This window comes from Streptomyces sp. NBC_00873, assembly GCF_045207415.1.
In the GTDB taxonomy this organism is placed as follows: Bacteria; Actinomycetota; Actinomycetes; order Streptomycetales; family Streptomycetaceae; genus Streptomyces.
Genome location: NZ_CP108803.1, coordinates 8140773 through 8159535, shown reverse-complemented (window position 1 = coordinate 8159535; position 18763 = coordinate 8140773). Strand labels below are relative to the sequence as shown.

Annotated in this window: 21 protein-coding genes; 9 read left to right on the top strand and 12 right to left on the bottom strand. The window is 67.5% G+C overall.

Going from position 1 to position 18763, the window contains the following annotated elements:
* The first annotated feature begins 12 nt into the window (after nucleotides 1–12).
* The gene (gene gmd, locus OH809_RS37700; RefSeq protein WP_406416741.1) at nucleotides 13–1026 is read left to right on the top strand and encodes a GDP-mannose 4,6-dehydratase; all 1014 of its coding nucleotides are present in this window, start codon (nucleotides 13–15) and stop codon (nucleotides 1024–1026) included.
* 246 nt (nucleotides 1027–1272) lie between these two features.
* Nucleotides 1273–1722 (top strand): adenylyltransferase/cytidyltransferase family protein, encoded by a 450-nt coding sequence (locus OH809_RS37695; protein WP_406416742.1) that lies wholly within the window; start codon nucleotides 1273–1275, stop codon nucleotides 1720–1722.
* Here OH809_RS37695 and OH809_RS37690 read toward each other — a convergent pair.
* A complete protein-coding gene (locus OH809_RS37690) occupies nucleotides 1688–2425 on the bottom strand; it encodes a CDP-alcohol phosphatidyltransferase family protein (RefSeq protein ID WP_406416743.1) in 738 nt (245 codons plus the stop codon). The genes OH809_RS37695 and OH809_RS37690 overlap by 35 nt on opposite strands.
* Nucleotides 2426–2558: 133 nt before the next feature.
* Nucleotides 2559–3254, bottom strand: a complete 696-nt coding sequence (locus tag OH809_RS37685) for a ribonuclease H (RefSeq protein WP_406416744.1) — start codon at nucleotides 3252–3254, stop codon at nucleotides 2559–2561.
* 140 nt (nucleotides 3255–3394) lie between these two features.
* Here OH809_RS37685 and OH809_RS37680 point away from each other — a divergent pair, with 140 nt between their 5' ends.
* Both OH809_RS37680 and OH809_RS37675 read left to right on the top strand, forming a co-directional pair.
* Nucleotides 3395–3586, top strand: a complete 192-nt coding sequence (locus tag OH809_RS37680; protein WP_358862302.1) for a DUF6381 family protein — start codon at nucleotides 3395–3397, stop codon at nucleotides 3584–3586.
* Between the two features lie 102 nt (nucleotides 3587–3688).
* Nucleotides 3689–4156: a carotenoid oxygenase family protein gene (locus OH809_RS37675; protein ID WP_406416746.1), complete on the top strand. Its 468-nt coding sequence runs from the start codon at nucleotides 3689–3691 to the stop codon at nucleotides 4154–4156.
* Here OH809_RS37675 and OH809_RS37670 read toward each other — a convergent pair.
* From OH809_RS37670 to OH809_RS37640, 7 genes are all read right to left on the bottom strand, one after another.
* Nucleotides 4146–4613: a GNAT family N-acetyltransferase gene (locus OH809_RS37670; protein WP_406416748.1), complete on the bottom strand. Its 468-nt coding sequence runs from the start codon at nucleotides 4611–4613 to the stop codon at nucleotides 4146–4148. The genes OH809_RS37675 and OH809_RS37670 overlap by 11 nt on opposite strands.
* 768 nt (nucleotides 4614–5381) lie before the next feature.
* A complete protein-coding gene (locus OH809_RS37665; RefSeq protein WP_406416751.1) occupies nucleotides 5382–5621 on the bottom strand; it encodes a DUF6296 family protein in 240 nt (79 codons plus the stop codon).
* A gap of 221 nt (nucleotides 5622–5842) precedes the next feature.
* Complete coding sequence (locus OH809_RS37660; RefSeq protein WP_406416753.1) at nucleotides 5843–6352, bottom strand: mycothiol transferase; 510 nt, start codon at nucleotides 6350–6352, stop codon at nucleotides 5843–5845.
* An 84-nt stretch (nucleotides 6353–6436) separates the two neighbouring features.
* Nucleotides 6437–6901, bottom strand: a complete 465-nt coding sequence (locus OH809_RS37655; RefSeq protein ID WP_406416754.1) for a hypothetical protein — start codon at nucleotides 6899–6901, stop codon at nucleotides 6437–6439.
* Between the two features lie 327 nt (nucleotides 6902–7228).
* A complete protein-coding gene (locus tag OH809_RS37650) occupies nucleotides 7229–8266 on the bottom strand; it encodes an ABC transporter substrate-binding protein (protein ID WP_406416756.1) in 1038 nt (345 codons plus the stop codon).
* Between the two features lie 52 nt (nucleotides 8267–8318).
* Nucleotides 8319–9182, bottom strand: coding sequence for an ABC transporter permease (locus OH809_RS37645; RefSeq protein ID WP_406416757.1), 864 nt, complete (start codon nucleotides 9180–9182; stop codon nucleotides 8319–8321).
* On the bottom strand, nucleotides 9172–9987 hold the full coding sequence (locus OH809_RS37640) for an ABC transporter ATP-binding protein (RefSeq protein WP_037693453.1): 816 nt from the start codon (nucleotides 9985–9987) through the stop codon (nucleotides 9172–9174). The genes OH809_RS37645 and OH809_RS37640 overlap by 11 nt, the downstream gene beginning before the upstream one ends.
* Nucleotides 9988–10205: 218 nt before the next feature.
* Between OH809_RS37640 and OH809_RS37635 the strand changes: the two genes are divergently transcribed.
* Nucleotides 10206–11804, top strand: a complete 1599-nt coding sequence (locus tag OH809_RS37635; protein WP_406416759.1) for an ATP-binding protein — start codon at nucleotides 10206–10208, stop codon at nucleotides 11802–11804.
* A complete protein-coding gene (locus tag OH809_RS37630) occupies nucleotides 11801–12499 on the top strand; it encodes a response regulator (RefSeq protein WP_406416761.1) in 699 nt (232 codons plus the stop codon). The genes OH809_RS37635 and OH809_RS37630 overlap by 4 nt, the downstream gene beginning before the upstream one ends.
* 504 nt (nucleotides 12500–13003) lie before the next feature.
* Here the strand turns inward: OH809_RS37630 and OH809_RS37625 are convergent.
* Both OH809_RS37625 and OH809_RS37620 read right to left on the bottom strand, forming a co-directional pair.
* Nucleotides 13004–13486 carry a hypothetical protein gene (locus OH809_RS37625; protein ID WP_406416763.1) on the bottom strand — a complete coding sequence of 161 codons (483 nt, stop codon included), beginning with the start codon at nucleotides 13484–13486 and terminating at the stop codon, nucleotides 13004–13006.
* A 238-nt stretch (nucleotides 13487–13724) separates the two neighbouring features.
* Nucleotides 13725–13871: a hypothetical protein gene (locus tag OH809_RS37620; protein ID WP_406416764.1), complete on the bottom strand. Its 147-nt coding sequence runs from the start codon at nucleotides 13869–13871 to the stop codon at nucleotides 13725–13727.
* A gap of 220 nt (nucleotides 13872–14091) precedes the next feature.
* Here OH809_RS37620 and OH809_RS37615 point away from each other — a divergent pair, with 220 nt between their 5' ends.
* Nucleotides 14092–15207 carry a trypsin-like serine peptidase gene (locus OH809_RS37615; RefSeq protein WP_406416766.1) on the top strand — a complete coding sequence of 372 codons (1116 nt, stop codon included), beginning with the start codon at nucleotides 14092–14094 and terminating at the stop codon, nucleotides 15205–15207.
* A gap of 53 nt (nucleotides 15208–15260) precedes the next feature.
* On the opposite strand, the gene OH809_RS37610 is transcribed toward OH809_RS37615, so the two are convergent.
* Nucleotides 15261–15500: a hypothetical protein gene (locus OH809_RS37610; RefSeq protein ID WP_406416768.1), complete on the bottom strand. Its 240-nt coding sequence runs from the start codon at nucleotides 15498–15500 to the stop codon at nucleotides 15261–15263.
* Nucleotides 15501–16370: 870 nt separating this feature from the next.
* On the opposite strand from OH809_RS37610, the gene OH809_RS37605 reads away from it, so the two are divergent.
* Together OH809_RS37605 and OH809_RS37600 are read left to right on the top strand one after the other, a co-directional pair.
* Complete coding sequence (locus OH809_RS37605) at nucleotides 16371–16700, top strand: transposase (protein ID WP_406416770.1); 330 nt, start codon at nucleotides 16371–16373, stop codon at nucleotides 16698–16700.
* Between the two features lie 126 nt (nucleotides 16701–16826).
* Nucleotides 16827–18422, top strand: a complete 1596-nt coding sequence (locus OH809_RS37600; protein WP_406416772.1) for an alkaline phosphatase D family protein — start codon at nucleotides 16827–16829, stop codon at nucleotides 18420–18422.
* Nucleotides 18423–18763: the final 341 nt, after the last annotated feature.

The following is an 18763-nucleotide window of genomic DNA, read 5'->3' as shown; positions in this document are numbered from 1 at the left end:
AAGGGGGGAGTCGTGGCGAAGACCGCGCTCATCACCGGCGTGACCGGGCAGGACGGCTCGTACCTGTCCGAGCTGCTGCTCGACAAGGGGTACACGGTCCACGGCCTCATACGCCGCTCGTCGAGCTTCAACACCGAGCGGATCGACCACATCTACCAGGGCCCGGAGGAGGAGAACCGGTCCTTCGTCCTGCATCACGCCGATCTCGCCGACGGAGTCGCGCTGGTGAACCTGCTGCGCGACATCCAGCCCGACGAGGTCTACAACCTGGGGGCGCAGTCGCACGTCCGGGTCTCGTTCGACGCGCCGCTGTACACCGGCGACGTCACGGGGCTCGGAACCATCCGGCTGCTGGAGGCGGTCCGCGCCAGCGGCATCGACACCCGGATCTACCAGGCGTCGTCGTCCGAGATGTTCGGCGCCACTCCACCGCCGCAGAACGAGACGACCCCGTTCCATCCGCGCAGCCCGTACAGCGTCGCCAAGGTCTACTCGTACTGGGCGACGGTCAACTACCGTGAGGCGTACGGAATGTTCGCGGTCAACGGGATCCTCTTCAACCACGAGTCCCCGCGCCGCGGCGAGACCTTCGTGACCCGCAAGATCACCCGCGGCGTGGCACGGATCAAGGCGGGGCTCCAGCAACACCTCCACCTCGGAAATCTCGATGCCGTACGGGACTGGGGTTACGCCCCCGAGTACGTCGATGCGATGTGGCGGATGCTGCAGTGCGACTCGCCGGACGACTATGTGGTGGCCACCGGTGAGGGGGTCAGCGTCCGGCAGTTCCTGGAGTTCGCCTTCGAGCACGCCGGGCTGGACTGGCGGGACCATGTCCGGTACGACGCGAAGTACGAGCGTCCCAGCGAGGTCGACGCCCTGATCGGCGACGCCACCAAGGCCGAGGAGCTGCTCGGCTGGAAGCCGGTGGTGAAGGCGCAGGAGCTGGCCAGGATCATGGTCGAGGCGGACATCCGGCAGCTCTCCGACCAGCTCACCGGGGCAGCCGTGCGGGTGGACCGGTGAGAGCGGGCTTGTCGTGATCAGCATCGGACATCGGACGATCACCTTCCCCCCCCGGTACAGCCTCTGTTCCTCCGAGGGAACAGCCCCAAAAGTGAGCTTATCCGTTCACGTGATGCGCAAGTGGTCTTCACAGTAAGGTCATTGCACCATCAGCACGGATACCGATATCCCGCAGGACCGGATGCCATGTCCGGACACCTGCGACCGGAACACGGACATCATGTTCACCGTGGGGGGAGAGAACGGATGGTGCACAGGGTCGGCTACGCGCCGGGGGTCTACGACCTGTTCCACGTAGGGCACCTGAACATCCTGCGGCATGCCCGCAGTCAGTGCGACTACCTCGTGGCGGGGGTCGTCTCGGACGAGATGGCCGCGCTCGCCAAGGGCCACAGGCCGGTGATCCCGCTGCCGGAGCGGCTGGAGATCGTCCGCAGTGTGCGCTATGTGGACGCAGCGTTCGTCGAGACCGTTCCCGACAAGGTCGAGACGTGGCAGCAGGTCAGGTTCGACGTCATTTTCAAGGGGGACGACTGGCGGGGCACGGAAAAGGGGGAACGACTCGAGCGCGACTTCGCCGAGGTCGGTGTGGAGGTGGTCTACTTCCCGTACACCGTGCACACGTCCAGCACCCAGCTGCGCCGGGCGCTGGACACCCTCGTCAATTCTCAGCCCGGAGCACTTTCAGCTCCCTGAACCACTTGACGAGAAACGCCACGAGGAACAGCGCGTGCACGACGGCGAGTGCGGCATAACCGATACGGAACGCGGTCTCGTTGCCGTACAGCAGGAACACCAGGCAGAACACCCCGTAGTCGGCGGGGAGCAGTGCCACGGCCCGCACCCGGGACACCGGGGCCGGGGCCGTGGCACGGCCGGCCGCCGCGGGGCGGGCGGCCGCCTTGCCGAGCTGCTCGCGCAGCAGCCCGGCGCAGAAGGTGAGCACCGCGACGAACAGGAAACCCAGCGGCAGGAGCAGCCAGCCCTCGCCGGGCAGCTGCGCAAACCGGTGGAACGAGATCAGTACGGCGGTGTGTACGAGGATCAGCTTGGCGCAGTCCACGACATGGTCCAGCCACTCTCCGTCCGGCCCGCCGCGTCCGGTCAGCCGAGCGAGCTGCCCGTCGGCCGAGTCGAAGGCGAAGCCGACGGCCAGCCCCGCGTACACGGCGAAGGCGAGCCCCCAGGAGGGCCGGACCAGCGCCACCGAGGCAACGGCGGTGAAAGTGAAGGCCGCACTGACCAAGGTGACTTGATTGGGCGTGAGCCCGATCCGGTAGGCGCCCGCGGCAAGCACACGCCCGGCCGGGCGGTTGACATACCGCGAGTAGAGCGACACACCTTTTGCGGTCTTCTGCGCGCCGCGCAATTCGCGCAGCACCGTGCCCGTGGATCCCATCCGCCCCCCAGCGTCCAGCCGTTCCCGCAGCGCCGGCGGATCACCGAAAGCGCTGCGGTCGGAGCCGCATCATGGCACGGAGAACCTCTGTCGGGTGAGCACTCCCCCGGTCCCGGCCCGGCAGGCTGTCGGCTCAGGCGGGCGCGGACCTGCATTCCGGGTGTCCCCATCCGGTCGGATTCTTTGCGATCATGTCCTTCGCCGCGTACGGCTTTCCGCAGTGGCAACGCCCGGCGAACTTGGCCCGGATGGTGCCCCCGGTGCGCGCGGGGTGTGCCGCGCCCACCGTCTTCCTCTTCGCCGCCGCGCCGCCGCTTCGGCTCTCGGACGCCCTGGCCGGTGCGGGCGTCGGCGGCGGGGAGCCGTGCACCGTACCCGCCGCCAGCTGCGTCACGGCGGCCTCGCTGGCCGCCTGGTCGGCAAGGGCGTTGAGCGGATCCCCGTCCACCTGATGGGCCGGCACATAGACGAACCGGACGGTCCGGCCGCTCAGCAGATCGTCGATGCGGACCACCAGCTCCTGGTTGGCCACGGGCTTGCCGGCCGAGGTCTTCCAGCCATTTCGCTTCCACCCCGGCAGCCACTTCGTCACCGCGTTCATCGCGTACTGCGAGTCCATCCTGACCTCGGTCTCCACGGCCGGATCCGTGGCCTCCAGCAGCGACTGGAGTGCGGTGAGCTCGGCGACGTTGTTGGTCGCGGTGCCCAGCGGCCCCGCCTCCCAACGCTGCGGAGTCCCCTGCGCATCGGCCACGACCCATGCCCAGGCCGCAGGCCCCGGATTCCCCTTCGATGCCCCGTCACACGCGGCGATGATGCGCTCGTTCATACCCCTGATCATGCCAGCGCCGATCCGGTCCACGGCCCCACGGGCGGCCGGTAACACAGCGTAACGGTTCGGAATGCGGTGACAGCCGGACGCTGGTTCTCTGAATGAGCCCGCTCTTCCCTACCGTCCTAGGAGTGACGATGAGCGTTGCAGGCGAAACCAGTGGCCGCGCCCAGGAAATGCGCGACAAGGCCCGGCATCTGACCGAGGCCGCGGAGCGCGCGACCGACCCGGAGCAGCGTCAGCGGCTCCAGGAGAAGGCGCGGAAGCTGCAGGAGCAGAGCGAGCAGCTCGGCAACCTGGGCTCCGGCGACACGCGCCGGCCCAAGTAAGCAGCCGCACCACGTGAACGGTCGGTGGTCTGCCGCTCTTCCATGAGTGAGTGGCAGGCCATCGGCCTCGCTTCCGTTCGGACACGATGCAGACCCCGACACGTGCCGTGGCTGCGCGTTGCTTCACGTACTCCGGGTAGCGCCGGGCGTACGCAACCGGACGACTCGCGCATAGAACTCCCCGGGATCGGCAATCGCCTGATTGGCCGTCAGCACTGCTGGACCGCCGTCGCCCCGGGAACCGGCGAGGTCGACCTGCTGCCCGGCGAATACGACGCGATCCGCTGGTACGACACCGAGGACAGCATCCGGAGCCTCGGTGCTGTGGCGGACCGGCGACCTGTCGGTCGGCGAACCGGTCGTCGCCCCGCCACGGGGAACGGATCCGGCGGGGACGGCTACTCGATGACGCACGCCACCGACCGTACGGACGCGAGCAGTTGGCTGCTCGACATCCCCGCCGACAACCCGGGATCGGGTCCGGTCGCCCGGGTCCGCACGCCCGTACGCGTGCCGCTGGGCCTGCACGGCAACTGGCTCCCCAACGAGGAGCGGACGCTCAGTCCATGACCGGCAGCGTGTAGCGGATCTTCTCCTTGGCCCGGCCGCCGAGACGGTCGTAGAACCGGATCGCTCCTTCGTTCCACGCGGGTGTCTGCCACTGCACCTCGGTGAGCCCCAGCTGCCGTGCCTCGGCCGCTACGGCATCCATGAGCAGCGCCCCGAGGCCCAATCCCCGGTTGCCGTCGCGGAGGAAGAGGCAGTCCATGTGGAGGTACTCGCACCCCTCCCAGGTGGACAGCTCTGGCATGCAGGTCGCGTACCCGACGACCTCTCCGTCGGCCCGCTCCGCCACGAGGCAGCGCAACCGCGGGTCCGGAACGTCGAAGAGGAGCACCGCGAGCCGCTCCGCCAGGCCCGGGGACGGCGGGGCATCCTTCTCGTACGCGGCGTGCTCGGCCGCGAGTTCGGCGATGCGGGGCAGATCGGCGGGGCACGCGTGCCGTACGTGGGGAGCGCCGTTCATCGGATGCCTCCGGTCAGGGTGGTCAGGGCGGCCGTCTGGTGGTGCGCCCATCATCCAGGTGCCTTCCCCGGCCGTCTCGCGCGGGTCGGGTACGGGCGCGACGGGTCCGAACAGCCCTCGGACGATCCGCGGACGGACGGCGGGCGGTGGCACCATGCTGTCCCTGACCTCGCACCCGTTGCTGGAGAATACCGAGTTGTCCGCCGAGGTGCTGTACGCGAGGCGCAACCGCTCCAGTCCCTACAGCGCCATCGCACGCTTCCGGGCGCTGCCGGTCACCCGGGTGCTCCACGCGTTCGAGCAGGTCCTGAGCGCTCATCTCGCCGTGGAGGACGCCGGTCAGGTGGCGGTCGACTTCTACGACGGTGCGCTGCTGTACGACTTCGCCCGGGACACGGTGCGCCTGATCGACCTCGACGAGTACCGGCCCGACCCCTTGTGCCGGCCGACGACCGGCTGCCGGGGTCGCGGCGGTTCATGGCGCCCGAGGAGTCCGTGCGGGGGGGCACGTGTCGACACGCGGACGACGGTGTTCACCCTGGGCCGTGCGGCTCGGCCACATCTGGACTCAGGGGACGAGGAGCGGGCGTGGCAGGGCAGTCCAGCACAGCCGGCGGTGCTCGCACGGGCCCCCCGTAGGGATCCGGCGAAGAGGCGGCGGACCACTACATGTCGATCTTCAAGAGCTCGAAGCTCGACATTGCCGCACTTCAGAAGAGTCACGCCGGGGTTCGAGGTCCACCGGGCGGTCGAGGCGGCGCGGTCTCCTCAGGGCTCGGTGTGCTCATTGACCGCGCGGACCTGCGGTGATCCGAACACCTGGTGTCCGCCGCTGGCCAGCATCCGTACCTCACCGAGCTCGCTGATCTCCGCACGGACGATTCCCGTCTCGTCCTCGTAGATGGGGTAGCCGCCGGCCCCCTCTTTCGCGGTGCGCCGAACGATCACGGTGTCGTCCTCGACGGCGGACGCCTGAAATACCAGCTCATAACTTTCCGGGTAATCCATGGGTGGCTCCGGACCAGAATCGGCGGCTGCGAGTGTCCTGTCTGCGCCTTCCATTGTCGCCCACAGCAGGGCGACGTGCCTCAGGGCGGTTCCGTCGTGGTGGAGGAGGCGGCCTGCCGCGGAGCCCTGGGGTGCCTCACCGCCGGGGCCGGCCATCGCGCGTCCGGTGCAGATCGGCCGGCCGGGTCGGTGACGGCGCCGCAAGGGACACCTGTCCTGTTCTACCGACGCTCGAGCGAGCCCCGGACGAATGCGGCCTGGCCGACATGCTGCAGGTCGTCCGCGATGACGCTGATCAGCCGGACGCCGAGGGTGACCGGCGGCGACCAGGCCTCATCCACGACGCGGTCCAGGGACCTGGCGTCGAGCCCACGGATGAATTCGACGCTCCGCTCGTGGACCGCGTCGTGGTAGCCGAGCAGCAGTTCGGGCGAACCCACCTGCACGGACGCGACCTGTTCACTGCTGTGCCCGTACCCGGTGGCTCCCTTCTCGAAAGGCAGGTCGAATCGGGAGGCCCAGTCCTGGGAGAACCAGACCTGCTCCACACCGAACGCGTCCGAGACATGGTCGTCCTGAATCCGGGTGAGGTGCCACACCAGCCATGCGATCGAGTTGGCGCCCTCGTCGAGCCGCACGTGCAGGTCGTCGACGGGAAGACCCTCGACCGCCGAGTGCACCGATTCCTGGACTCGTGTGAACGCATCCGTCAAAAGGTCCGCGCTTTTCATGCGACCACCATCGCCGCTCCCGCACCCGGGCCCTGCCATCGACACGCGTCGATGAGCACCGCCGGTCCGGCGTCGGTCGTCCCGTCAGTGCCGTCCGCACCGGCGCCGCCGGCGCCGGGTCGTGCACCCGCCTCCCCAGCGTGAGGCCGCGCCCAGGAAGCCGATCCCCATCCCCAGCATCCAGGAGTCCTTGGCCAGCGGGATGCCGTTCTGCGTAGGTCGCAGACTGCCGGGCTCCCGCATTCCAGGGATCCGGAGGTACAGGCCGACCAGCCCGCCGGAGAACCCGGTCAGGGCAAGCCCGGCCAGTGGGGTCGGAACGAAGGGAGCAAGCAGTGTTCCGCCGACCGCGATCTCCGACCAGGCGAGCAGCCGGGTAAAGCGCTGTGCGTCCAACTTCTTCAGGAATGGATACGCCACGCAGGCCATGCCGTGCACGCCCGCGGCCGTCTCCTCGTCCGCTTTCAGCTTGCTCAACCCTGAGTTCAGGAAGAACGCGCCAGTGGCAAGGCGCGGGGCCACGTCGCGTGTTTCAACTTTCATGATCATGGGAGCCTCCGTCGATCAGCTACTCGGCCCCTCGTCGACCTTAGCCAGAAGGCGGCAAAGGCGCCTCATGGAGAGGTCCTGCCTCTCGGCGCTGGATCACGCATGCCCCCGCTGCCCGGGTGCCCGTCGGTGTCATACCGGCCGCGTGCCGCGCGTTCCGCCGTTCGCAGGAAAGCGGAGCCCCCGGGGGAACGACGTGTCCGCCGAGGCGAGTCGTTCGAGTTCGTGAGCTCCGCCGACCAGTGGGTACGTCATTCAGACCGTCGCGTGAGCCGGAGGCGCCTGCGCACCTGCGCACCGGTGCGCAGGTGCGATCGACACGTGCGGTCAGCCCGCGTTCTTGACGAACTCGGTGGTGTAGGTCTTGTCGAGGTCGACCTTGGCGTTCTTCAGGTTCGGGTTGAAGGCCTTCAGCACGCGCTCGACAGTGGCGGGGCCGTCCGCGGGCATGACGCCGTCCGTGGTGAACATGGGCAGGGTGCTCTTGATGGCCTGCGCGTAGAGAGCCGTGCCGCCGCCCTGCGCGTAGTCGGCGGGCATCTTGGCCGCGATTTCGTCGGCGCTGTGCGTAGACATCCACTTCAGCGTCTTGACGAAGGCGTTGGCCAGCTTCTGGACGGTTTCCTTGTGGCTGTTGACCCACTCGGTCTGCATGTAGAGGCTGGAGGAGGGGTAGAGCCCGCCGAGCGCCTGCTTGGAGCCCTCCGGGGTGCGCATGTCGATGAGAATCTTGCCGAGCTTCTTGTCCAGGATGGTGGCGACGGTCGGGTCGGTGGTCATACCTCCCTGGATGGAGCCTTGCTGGAGGGCGGAGATGAAGGTCTGCCCCGCTCCCACCGCGACGGGTGAGAACTGATCGGTCTGGACACCGCTGTTGACGGCGAGGTACTTCGTCAGGAAGTCGGTCGAGGAGCCGATGCCCGTCACTCCGAGCTTCTTGCCCTTGAAGTCCTTCGCCGACTTGATGTCGCCCGCTGCCTGGTTGGAGACGATCTCGACTTCGCCGGGAGCCTGTGAGAACTGGACGACCGACTCGACCTGCTTGCCCTTCACCTGAAGGTCGAGGGTGTGGTCGTAGAAGCCGACGGTGCCCTGCACATCACCGGAGACCAGGGCCGTCTCGGCCTGGACGCCGGCGGGCTCGGTCAACAGCTGGACCGATACCCCTTCGTCCTTGAAGTAGCCCAGGCGCTCGGTGAGCATCGCGGGCAGGTAGATGACCTTGTCGAGGCCTCCCACCATGATCTTGACCTTGACGTTCTTGTCGATGGAGGCGGAGGTGGAGTTGCCGCCACATGCGGTCAGCGTGGTCAGGGCGAGTGCGCCGGCGACGGCGACGGCCGAGATCCGGGTGAATGTACGCAACTGGTTCACGTCCTTGTGAAGAAGCAATGGGATGTTCGGATGGCGTGCGGCGTCAGCTGGCGGAGTCGGCGTCAGCAGGCTTCCAGCGGAAGAGCCGCTTCTCGAGGAAGGTCAACAGCCCCTCGGCCAGCAGCGCGACGATCGCCAGGATGACCATGGCGGCATAGACGCCTGCGGCGTTGAAGGTGCCCTGGGAAGCGGCGACCAGCAGCCCGAGACCCTTGGTGGCGCCGATGTACTCGCCGACGATGGCGCCGATGAGCGCGAAGCCGAAGCTCACGTGCAGGCTGGTGAAGATCCATGACGTGGCCGAGGGGATGACCACCTGGAAGGTGACCTGGCGGTTACTGGCCCCCAGGATGCGGGAATTTGCCACAAGGTTGCGGTCCACCTCCCTGGCGCCCTGGAAGGCGTTGAAGAAGACGGGGAAGAACACGAGGACGACCGCGGAGGCCACCTTCGAGGCGGGGCCGAGGCCGAACCAGATCAGAAAGATCGGGGCGAGCACGATGCGCGGCAGGGCGTTGAGCACCTTGATGTACGGGCCCAGGACATCGGCGGCGAAGCGGATCCGGCCCAGCGCGATGCCGAGCAGCACACCGGCGATCACACCGATGATCCAGCCGAGCAGCGCTTCGTAGAGCGTGTACCAGATCTGCTCCCACAGGGAGCCCTGAGCGGTGCCGTCGACGACCCACGTACGGATCTGGTCCCAGATCTTCGACGGCATGGAGAAGTTGAACGGGTCGATGACCGCGGTCCGGGCCAGCCACTCCCACAGCCCGATGACCGCGAAGAGCAGTGCGATCCGGCTGCCGAGCACCAGGAACCTGCGGTTGCGGCTCGCCCGCGCTCTGGCCTGGGTCCGCTCGGTCTTGGTCACGGCGGCGCTCGCGGTGATGGATTCAGGCGACATGGAGAGCACCCCTCTCGCGGGTGATGCGAACTTCTTCGCCGAGCGAGGACCAGATCTCCCGGTAGATCTCGAGGAACCGGGGCTCCAGACGCACCTGTTCGACCTTGCGCGGGCGGGGCAGGTCGATCTCGAACACCTCCTTGACGGTGGCCGGTCCCGCAGTCATGACCACGACTTTGTCGGCCAGCGCTATGGACTCCTCCAGGTCATGGGTGACGAAGACGACGGAGGCGCCGGTCCCGGCCCACAACTCCAGCAGTTCGTCCGACATCAGGGCCCGGGTCTGCACATCAAGTGCGGAGAAGGGCTCGTCCATGAGCAGGATCTCGGGATCGTTGACAAAGGTGGCCGCGAGCGCAACACGCTTGCGCTGGCCCCCGGACAGCTGGTGGGGATATCGGTCCTCGAAGGAGGACAGGCCGACCCGGGCGAGCCACTCCCGGGCGCGTTCCTTCGCCTCGGGCTTCGGCACGCCCCGGAAGCGGGGACCTGCCATCACGTTGGAGAGCACGGTGCGCCAGGGGAAGACCGCATCCTGCTGGAAGACGAAGCCGACCTTGTCGCCGATGCCACGCACCGGCTCACCGGCCACCAGCACCTCGCCCTCGGTGGGTTCCTCCAGGCCGCTGACCAGGGTCAGCGTGGTCGACTTGCCGCAGCCGGTAGGTCCCACCACGGCAACGAACTCACCGCGCCCGATCGTGAGGTCCAGATCTCGTACGGCGGTGTGGAGCGCCCCCGACGGAGTCCGGAACGCTTTGCTCGCCCCCCGCAGCTCGATGGCGGGGCTCGTTTCGCTGTTCATGGGGCGGGACGCTAGGCGCGTCCCCGGCACGGCGGCACCCTTGCGCTCACAACTCCGGCTTCTGCCCATAACCCGCGGTTCTGCTCGTTCTGCTCACGCTCGCAGAACGAAAGCGCTGCGAGGGCTAGTCAGAGGCGTCAGCAACATTTACGTTGCGTTCACACAAGGCAAAACGGAGCTTTGGGTTCCAGGCTGGCGGAAGGGCAGAGGGCGAACGCATGCGGATACACTGGCCCCGCCGTGTCTTCGCGCAGGTCCTGCTCACACAGGTGGCCATCACCACCGGGGTGGTCATGCTCGTCACCGGGCTCTTCCTTGCCCCGCTCAGCCACCAGCTGGACGACCAGGCGATGCGTCAGGCCCTCTCCATCGCCCAGACCACTGCCGCCGAACCCGGGCTGGTGCACCACCTGACGAGCACCGACCCCAGCCCCAGCGGTCCGGTACAGGCCGAGGCAGAGCAGATCCGGCGGGCCACCGGTGCGCTCTACATCGTCGTCATGGACACCCGCGGGGTCCGCTGGTCGCACACCGACACCCGGCAGATCGGCAAGCACGTCTCCACCGATCCCAGCACGGCCCTGGCCGGCCGGGAAATCATGCAGATCGACAACGGAACCCTGGGCCGCTCCGCGCGCGCGAAGGTCCCCCTCCGCGACAGGCGCGGGACCATCGTCGGTGCCGTCTCGGTGGGCATTGCCTACGACAGCGTCCGCGAGCGGCTGCTCGGAACCATTCCCGGACTTCTGCGCTACGCGGGGGGTGCGCTCGCCGCAGGTGTGCTGGCTGCCCTGGCCGTCTCGCGACGCTTGCAGCGCAGCACGCACGGACTGGCCTTCGCCGACATCTCGGCGCTGCTGGACGAGCGCGAGGCCATGCTGCACAGCATCCGCGAAGCAGTTCTCGCCCTCGATGCCCGGGGGCGGATCCGTCTGCTGAACGACGAGGCGCAGCGTCTGCTGGAGCTGACCCAGGACGCCGTCGGACGTGCGCTGGGCGAGGTGCTGCCCCCAGGCCGTGCGGCAGAGGTGCTGGCCGGGCAGGTCGACGGCGCGGACCTGCTCACCGTCTGCAGAGGACGCGTGCTGATCGCCAACCGCATGCCGACCGGTGACGGCGGGGCTGTGGTCACCCTGCGCGATCGCACCGAATTGGAGCTGCTCGGCCGCGAACTGGACTCCACGCACGGCCTTCTCGACGCGCTCCGCGCCCAGGACCACGAGCATGCCAACCGGCTCCACACTCTCCTCGGGCTGCTGGAACTCGGGAGGCACGACGCGGCGATGGAGTTCGTCGCGGAGGTGGCCCATGGTCAGCGGGCATCGGCGGAGCAGGTCGCGGAACGCGTCAATGACCCCCTGCTGTCCGCTCTGCTGGTGGGCAAGTCGGCCATCGCGGCAGAGCGGGGCGCATCGTTGCGCATCTCCCCGGGCACGCTGCTCCCCGACGTGGTGGTGGACCCGCGCGATCTGGTGACCGTCCTGGGCAACCTGATCGACAACGCACTGGACGTCGCTTCGCTCATCGAGGTCGAGCTCTTCGCCGAGGGCACGACAGCGGTCCTGCGGGTCAGCGACAACGGTCCGGGCGTAGCGCCCGATCTGCGCGAACAGATTTTCGCCGAGGGCTGGTCCACCAAGAAGTCCCCCGCGCATCGGGGCCGTGGGCTGGGCCTGGCCCTGGTACGCCGTCTCGCGGAGCGCTACGGCGGCGTGGCCCGCGTCGGCGCCAGGGCCGGCGGTGGCGCGGTCTTCACCGTCGTCCTGCCCGAGACACTCGCCGTCCAGCAGCTGACCGAAGTGGGAGAGTTCCAATGATCGACGTCCTCGTGGTGGACGACGACTTCCGTGTGGCCGAGATCAACGCGGCGTACGTGGCCAAAGTGCCCGGCTTCCGCGTCGTCTCTCGCGCGCACACCGCCGCGCAGGCACTGTCCGTGCTGGAGCGCGAACATGTCGACCTCATACTGCTCGATCACTATCTTCCGGACGAGACGGGACTGACGCTCGTACGGCGGCTTCGCCAACGCGGCCACACGGCAGACGTGATCATGGTGACGGCCGCTCGGGATGTCACGACTGTACAGACCGCCATGCGCTACGGCGCCCTGCAGTACCTGGTCAAGCCCTTCAGCTTCGGCGGTCTGAAGTCCAAACTGGAGAGCTACGCCGCCCTGCGCCGCACTCTCGAAGGCGTGGGCAGCGGCCGGGGCGAGGCCGGGCAGGAACAGGTCGACCAGATCTTCGGGGCGCTTCGCACTCCGCAGGCCGTTGCCGCAGCCGGCCTGCCCAAGGGGCACTCCGCGCCCACCGCCGACGTCATCCGCCACGTCCTGTCGGCCGCCGACGAACCGCTGTCGACACACGAGGTCGCTGTCCGCGCCGGATTGAGCCGCTCCACGGCCCAGCGATACCTCAAGTATCTGGAAAGTGCGGGTCGCATCAGGCTCAGTCTCAAGTACGGCGACACCGGCCGACCGGAACACCGCTACGCGTGGGCCAGGGTGGGCTGAGAACCGTGCGGCGCTCAGAGGCTGTCGGGCTACCTTCGATCGGGACGCGGGCAGGGCCTGGTGCGTGCGATCGCAAGGCGCCGGAAGGTCCTCGGATGGGGCCTTCCCTGCTCGAACGAAGCTGAGAGCTCGGGGAAGGTGCTCAAGGCACGTCATCCCACCAGCCGTTCGCAACCCCAGCAAGTCATGCGGCCCTCGGTCCGCGTCAGAGCGCCGGCCATGTCGAGAAGCCGCTGGTCGTGACGGAGAACGGCGAGCACGATGATCGCTTGGGTGCCCAGGGTGACCTTGCGCCACCGGGTGCCCAGCCGCTTCCGCTGAGTGCCTATCAGGTCGGCTACGAGGTCGATGGTCCGTTTTCGACACCGGGAGGCGGACCTGGTAGACAGCATCCTGAGGGCCCTTGGCGGGCTGGTTGTTCTTCACAAAACACGCCAACTGACGCCGGGGGCCCTCGCGTTACGGCAGAAATCAGACCCTCCGCACCCGGATGTCGAGCCGGTGTCAGCGCGGGCCGTACCGGCCCGAGAGGGTGCGGTGCAGCCGGCCTCGGTCCGCGAGGCGCTTCAGGTTGGCCCGCATCGCCTCGGTCTGCGCGGGCAGCACACCTATCCCCAGCTTCTCGCACACGTCCCGAGTCATGACCGGCCCCTCGGACGCACCTGCCACCACCTGCAGAATCCTCTGGTAGTCGGCGGGCAGTACCTCTTCGGTCATGCCCTCGACGCGGTGAGGCACGAGCAGCATCCCGCCGGCCTCCGGCGCTGCCACCACCGGCTCCACCTCCGCTTCCACCGGCGCGGGCTCCAGTGCCGGGTCGTCTCGCCTGCCGCCGTCCGTCGCCTCGGCGTACTGGCCGAACACCACCTCGGCGGCCTCCAGCCGGGCGACCTCCACGTCGATCTCGGCGAGCTCCTTACGAAGCCGCTCGGCGCGACCGGCCAGCAGCACCCGCCGTTCCACCGTCCATGTCAGAACATCCACCATCAACTTCCCCTCCCCGAGCGGATATCTCCGCCGGACCCTACGAGGAGACCACCGCGCGTACCGCGATTTCAGCGAACGAGCCCCGTGGCAATCGATCACCTGCTACCGATCATGTTCCCGACCAGCCCGAGTACCCCGTTACCGGCTCACGCCAGCCCTGTGACCTGCAAATCACGATGGAAATGGATCACTGGGAGCCGCTCCACTGACAGGCGGGCGGCCGTCCCGTCTCTGCCGCTCAGCGGCTCCCCCTGATCGCCCACACCAGGACGATGTCCGATGAACCACCATCGCCCGTCGGGGCGAGGGCGAAGTCGAATGCCCCGAAGGCGAGCCCGTACGCGTCGAGGTACTCGCGGACCGCGGACCGAATGGAGGCCGGCACGGCCGACAGTGCCGGCCGCAGGGCCGCGGCGAGACGGACGGCCTGCGAGCGCGGTCGTCGCCCCGGAGATCAGGGTGGCGCAGACTGCGAAGAGCGCTGCGAAACCGTCCTCAACCAGCTCTTGAACCAGGGGGATCCCTCACACGCGCTTCACTGACCCTCCTCATCGACGTGCTTCACTCTCGGATCAAGATCAACCTCCCGACCGGATAGGCCGATTGTGAACATACGCACGACCGGACGAGTAGCGGCAGCTGCCCTGCTGTCCATAGCGCTCCTGCCCGCCACCGTCGCCAGCGCCGGCGCCGCGCAGGCCAAGACGGAATCGCCCACGCCGAAGCTGACGATCGGCGAGCAGACCACCGATCCGCAGAAGGTGCGGGAGTACTGGACCGCCGAGCGTGTCAGCGCCGCCCTGGCCAACGAGAAGAAGGACGAGGCCGCCTTCAACAAGAGGGCCGCAGCCGGGGCGAAGACCGAGGGCCGCGCCCCGGTCAAGCAGGTTCTGCCGGCGCAGTCCAGGACCGCGGTTTCCAACAAGACGCTCATGTCTTTGTCCACGGCCTCCGCCACGAGTGTGCCGGAGATGCCCTACGCCCAGCCGGTCCCCTTCCCGCAGACCCAGCCCGCCGTCGTGGTCGGGAAGATCCTGTACACGGCCAAGGACGGGTCCAAGCACGGCTGTAGCGGGTCGTCCATCGTCACCGCCAACAAGAACACCGTGTGGACCGCCGGGCACTGCGTCCACCCGGGCGACGGAAGTGGTGCGGAAGGCTTCTACCCGGAGATCGTGTTCATCCCCGGCTTCAAGAAGAACGAACAGGCCCCCGAGGGCTATGACGCCCCGTGGGGCAAGTGGGCCGCCAAGGCGAAGGTCGCACCCACCTCGTGGACTGCTGACGGAGACGTGCTCTGGGCCGACATGGCGGCCTTCACTGTCGCCGCGCCGCCCGAGTACACGAACCTGACCAACACGGTGGGGGCGCTGGGCTACAACTTCGGTTCCGGCCCGGACTGGTCGGACATCATCGACTCCGGCTTCCCGGGCGAGGGCTACCAGCGCACCGACATGGACGGCTTCACGCAGTTCTACTGCACGGGCAACGCCGAGGACGCCAATCCGTACCTCTTCATCGATGAGCGGCTGGAGTTCGACTGCGACATGGGCCATGGCGCCTCGGGCGGTCCGATGGCCACTCCGGAGGGTCAGATCGTGGGCACCAACTCGCACGGCGAGGGCGATGACCCGGTCAACACGACGGTGCCGATCCTGTACAGCTCGGCGCACCAGGACAACGCGATCCAGGTGATCAACAAGATCGGCACGCTCAGCTAGCAGCAGGGCGCAGACAAGCGGGCACCGGCCGAACACGGCCGGTGCCCGCTTCTTTATGGCCACCAGTTCGGGCTGTTGCCGAAATCGGGGTCGATCCCCGGGCCCGTCGGGGGCGGGCCTGCGTTGTCCAGTTTCTGGATGGTGTACTGGGCGCGGATCTGCTCCATCGACAGCTTCTCCCAGCCCTCGGGAAGCTCAAGGCCTGCCTTGGCGCGTTCCTTCTCCCACTGCGCTACCAGGGCCTGCCGTGTGCGGGGGACCTGGTCAGCCGGCGGCTGACTGGCGACCGTCACTCCCCCCGACGATGATCCGGCAAGCCCGGCAACCGTCGATGCGGTCCCGGCGCCCACCAAGAAGGCTGACGCTATGAGCAGCAACGTTTTACGTCCCATCCGATGTCCCTCCATGCCAATCCGGCTGCGCCGAAGGAGCGTACCGGTATCGGTCAGCTGGCTTTCGAGCACGTCAGCGTCGCGAGGAAGTCGGCGACCGACCCCGCGCACCCGTGCCGATGTGGCACCCGGACGGTCCTGCGATGAGCCGCACCCCTTCGCCGCGGCCCGGCATGGGAGGTCGTCGCCCTGGTGGTCGCCGCTGTCGGCCTCATAGCCGTCCTGGTCGTGGCGGCCCGTTGAAGACTCAGCTCCGCCTTCACGTCCGTCACGCCACCACACTGTTGCGCGCCCTGCTCGTCCTGACGAACCTCGAAGTCACCCGCTGACAGACGATCTTGAGCTCGGACAACTGCCCACGACCAGCACGAGGACACCATCACCGACCCACACCAGCCCCATGACCAGCAACTTCAAGATGGTGGATCTTCATTAGGAGCCGTCGGGCAGGACGCGCAGCGGGACGAAGACCAGATTCTTCTTGATCCGCCAGGCCAGGTGGGCGCCGGTGGCCCGGGCCAGGCCCACAGCTCGTAGCCGGAGAAGTTGCTCCCGGAATCCGCCTGGGGGCCTCCCTGAACCAGGACGGCAGCCCTCACAGCGACTACGGGGTCGCGGAGTTGACCGGCGTCAACGAGAGGGACGGCTGGACGGACGGGCTGCGGCTGTGTCCGCCGGGTCAAACCCTCCGGCCGACACCTTGAAAACCTGACCGCGTTCGAGAAGAAGACCGGCTAGAAGTACTCGATCATCGCCACGAACATCCGGAAAATGACCAGGATCCCTGGTTCGCATCAGGCTCAATGGCTGGACGCGCTGCACCGGCACCACGCGGTGGTCGAGGACCGGGTCCGCACGAGCAAGGCCACGGGGCTGCAGAACCTGCCGTCGAAGTCCTGGACCGTCAAACGCGGTTGGATGGCCGCCGCAAACCTCGCGGCCGACCTCGACACCTGGCTGCGGCTCCTCACCCTCCACGACCAGGACGACCTCGCGGACGCCGAGCCGGAGACCATGCGGCTGCGGATCTACCACCTGCCCGGCCGGCTCGCCCGCCACGCCAGGCTCCGGCACCTCCGCCTATGCCCACGCCACCCGTGACAGAGTCGGCGTCCCGTTCAGATGGAGTCCTTGCCGACGTATCGCGGTGGCAGCCATGAGGACGTTGGGCTCTGATAGCGGCTGTTTGATGTTCATTTCAGGTTAATGTCCTCGACTTTCGCGGCCATGGGGACGGTGGTCGAGATCAGTAGCCTCGGCACCGCCTGGAGCCGCCTGGGCCCCACCCCACCCCCGGCCTCGCTCAAAAGAAAGAGGACTCTGACCATGTCAGATCAAAGCTCGGCGCACTCAACTCCCGCCGAAGCCAACCGCCGTAAATTTTTGATGCTGTCGGGTGCCGCCGCGGTCGCCACCGTTGTCGGGGGAGCCGTTCCTGCCGTTGCCGCGACCGAGACGGTCGGCAGGTTCAGTTCGTATCCGTTCGCACTTGGCGTCGCTTCAGGTGATCCGTTGGCCGACTCGGTGATCCTGTGGACACGCCTTGCCCCGGAGCCGTTGGTGATCGGATCCGGTATGCCGCAGCAGAAGTTTGCTGTCCACTGGCAGGTGGCGGACGACGAAAAGTTCAGTCAGATCGTCCGCGAGGGTGAGACGTTCGCGCTTCCCGAACACAACCACTCCGTGCACGTCGACGTCCAGGGACTCACCCCTGACCGTTGGTACTACTACCGCTTCCGCTGCGGCTCCGAGCTGAGCCCGGTCGGCCGTACGCGCACGCTGCCCGCGCCCGGCGCGCATGTCGAGAAATTCTCGATCAGTCATGTCTCCTGCCAGAACTGGGCAACCGGCTATTTCACGCCGCTGGAGTACATGGCCGAGGACGACCTGGATCTGGCATTTCACCTGGGCGACTACATCTACGAGGGCGCGATCACGGCTGCCGCGCCGCGCAATGGCGCTCCCATCACGGACGAGATCCGCGCCCAGTGCAAGACTCTCGACCAGTACCGGCTGCGCTACTCCATCTACAAGACGGACAAGGGCCTGCAGGCCGCGCACGCCGCCTACCCATGGGCCATCGTCTGCGACGACCACGAGGTCAGCAACGACTACGCCGGTGGAACCAATCAGTGGCCGAGCCAATTGGACCGCAGGGCAGCCGGGTACAAAGCGTGGTGGGAGAACATCCCCACACGGCTTCCCGCGCCCGTCGGCCCTGAGATGCGCATCTACCGCCGCTTCGCGGTCGGTGATCTGGTCCAGTTCGACATGCTCGACAGCCGTCAGTACAGAATCGCTGACAACGACCCCGTGGTGTCGAGGATCGGGGACGTCCAGGAGAAGTGGCTGCTCGACGGTATCAAAGCGTACGACACGACTTGGAACTTCCTTGCCCAAGGCCAGCAGTTGGGTGGCGTAACGACAAACAGCCCTACGCGAAACCGCATCTACAAGACGTACTACGACCAGAATGTCAGCCCGATAATTCTGTCCGGCGACATGCACTGGACCATCGCCCAGGATTCGCTGCTTGAAATTCCGCGCGCCGACAGCCCGATCGTGGGCTCTGAGTTCATAGTGACGTCCGTAACGTCGACAGGTGATGGACCTGGAAGTCAGTCCACGAAGGACGGATGGCTGAAGAATCCCTGGGTGAAGTATGTCGACGGCTACCGTGGATACATCCGCTCCGTGATCACACCGCAGGGTGTGTCCAGCACCCAGCGTGACGTCCAGTACATCACGCGGCCCAACGCCCCGATCTGGGACGCCCAGAACTTCTACATCGAGGCCGGGAAGCCGGGCATCCAAATCGCCTAGCTTCAATCTTGCACGAGGGCCCGCCGGCAAGCTGGCGGGCCCTTTTGTAAGATCGAGGCTAACTCGCTGCCACTCCCTGGGCGCGAGTGGAGAGCCGGACCGATCTCCTCCCGCCGGCGGAAAACCCGTCCCCGACCGTCCCCGGTCGCAGTCGCTGCCAGCAGGTGGTGAATGCGGTCGCCCAGGGCCAGGTGGCGTCGATCCGCAGCCAGCGTCGGCGGGCGTGGTCGGCCCGGCGGGCGGGCAGGTGGTAGAGGCGAAAGCGGATGGTGTCTGGCTCAGGTGTCGACGTGGTGCTTCACAGCCGCCGGACGCGCAGCACGCCGGTCAGCATCGGGAGA

What these genes read in the sequence shown, in the direction of transcription:
- OH809_RS37645 (WP_406416757.1), bottom strand. Translation starts at nt 9,182, where the DNA reads ATGTCGCCTGAATCCATCACCGCGAGCGCCGCCGTGACCAAGACCGAG.
- OH809_RS37655 (WP_406416754.1), bottom strand. Translation starts at nt 6,901, where the DNA reads ATGATCATGAAAGTTGAAACACGCGACGTGGCCCCGCGCCTTGCCACT.
- OH809_RS37660 (WP_406416753.1), bottom strand. Translation starts at nt 6,352, where the DNA reads ATGAAAAGCGCGGACCTTTTGACGGATGCGTTCACACGAGTCCAGGAA.
- OH809_RS37600 (WP_406416772.1), top strand. Translation starts at nt 16,827, where the DNA reads ATGGGGACGGTGGTCGAGATCAGTAGCCTCGGCACCGCCTGGAGCCGC.
- OH809_RS37680 (WP_358862302.1), top strand. Translation starts at nt 3,395, where the DNA reads ATGAGCGTTGCAGGCGAAACCAGTGGCCGCGCCCAGGAAATGCGCGAC.
- OH809_RS37695 (WP_406416742.1), top strand. Translation starts at nt 1,273, where the DNA reads ATGGTGCACAGGGTCGGCTACGCGCCGGGGGTCTACGACCTGTTCCAC.
- OH809_RS37685 (WP_406416744.1), bottom strand. Translation starts at nt 3,254, where the DNA reads ATGAACGAGCGCATCATCGCCGCGTGTGACGGGGCATCGAAGGGGAAT.
- OH809_RS37625 (WP_406416763.1), bottom strand. Translation starts at nt 13,486, where the DNA reads ATGGTGGATGTTCTGACATGGACGGTGGAACGGCGGGTGCTGCTGGCC.
- OH809_RS37665 (WP_406416751.1), bottom strand. Translation starts at nt 5,621, where the DNA reads ATGGATTACCCGGAAAGTTATGAGCTGGTATTTCAGGCGTCCGCCGTC.
- OH809_RS37630 (WP_406416761.1), top strand. Translation starts at nt 11,801, where the DNA reads ATGATCGACGTCCTCGTGGTGGACGACGACTTCCGTGTGGCCGAGATC.
- OH809_RS37690 (WP_406416743.1), bottom strand. Translation starts at nt 2,425, where the DNA reads ATGGGATCCACGGGCACGGTGCTGCGCGAATTGCGCGGCGCGCAGAAG.
- OH809_RS37605 (WP_406416770.1), top strand. Translation starts at nt 16,371, where the DNA reads ATGACCAGGATCCCTGGTTCGCATCAGGCTCAATGGCTGGACGCGCTG.
- OH809_RS37640 (WP_037693453.1), bottom strand. Translation starts at nt 9,987, where the DNA reads ATGAACAGCGAAACGAGCCCCGCCATCGAGCTGCGGGGGGCGAGCAAA.
- OH809_RS37670 (WP_406416748.1), bottom strand. Translation starts at nt 4,613, where the DNA reads ATGAACGGCGCTCCCCACGTACGGCACGCGTGCCCCGCCGATCTGCCC.
- OH809_RS37635 (WP_406416759.1), top strand. Translation starts at nt 10,206, where the DNA reads ATGCGGATACACTGGCCCCGCCGTGTCTTCGCGCAGGTCCTGCTCACA.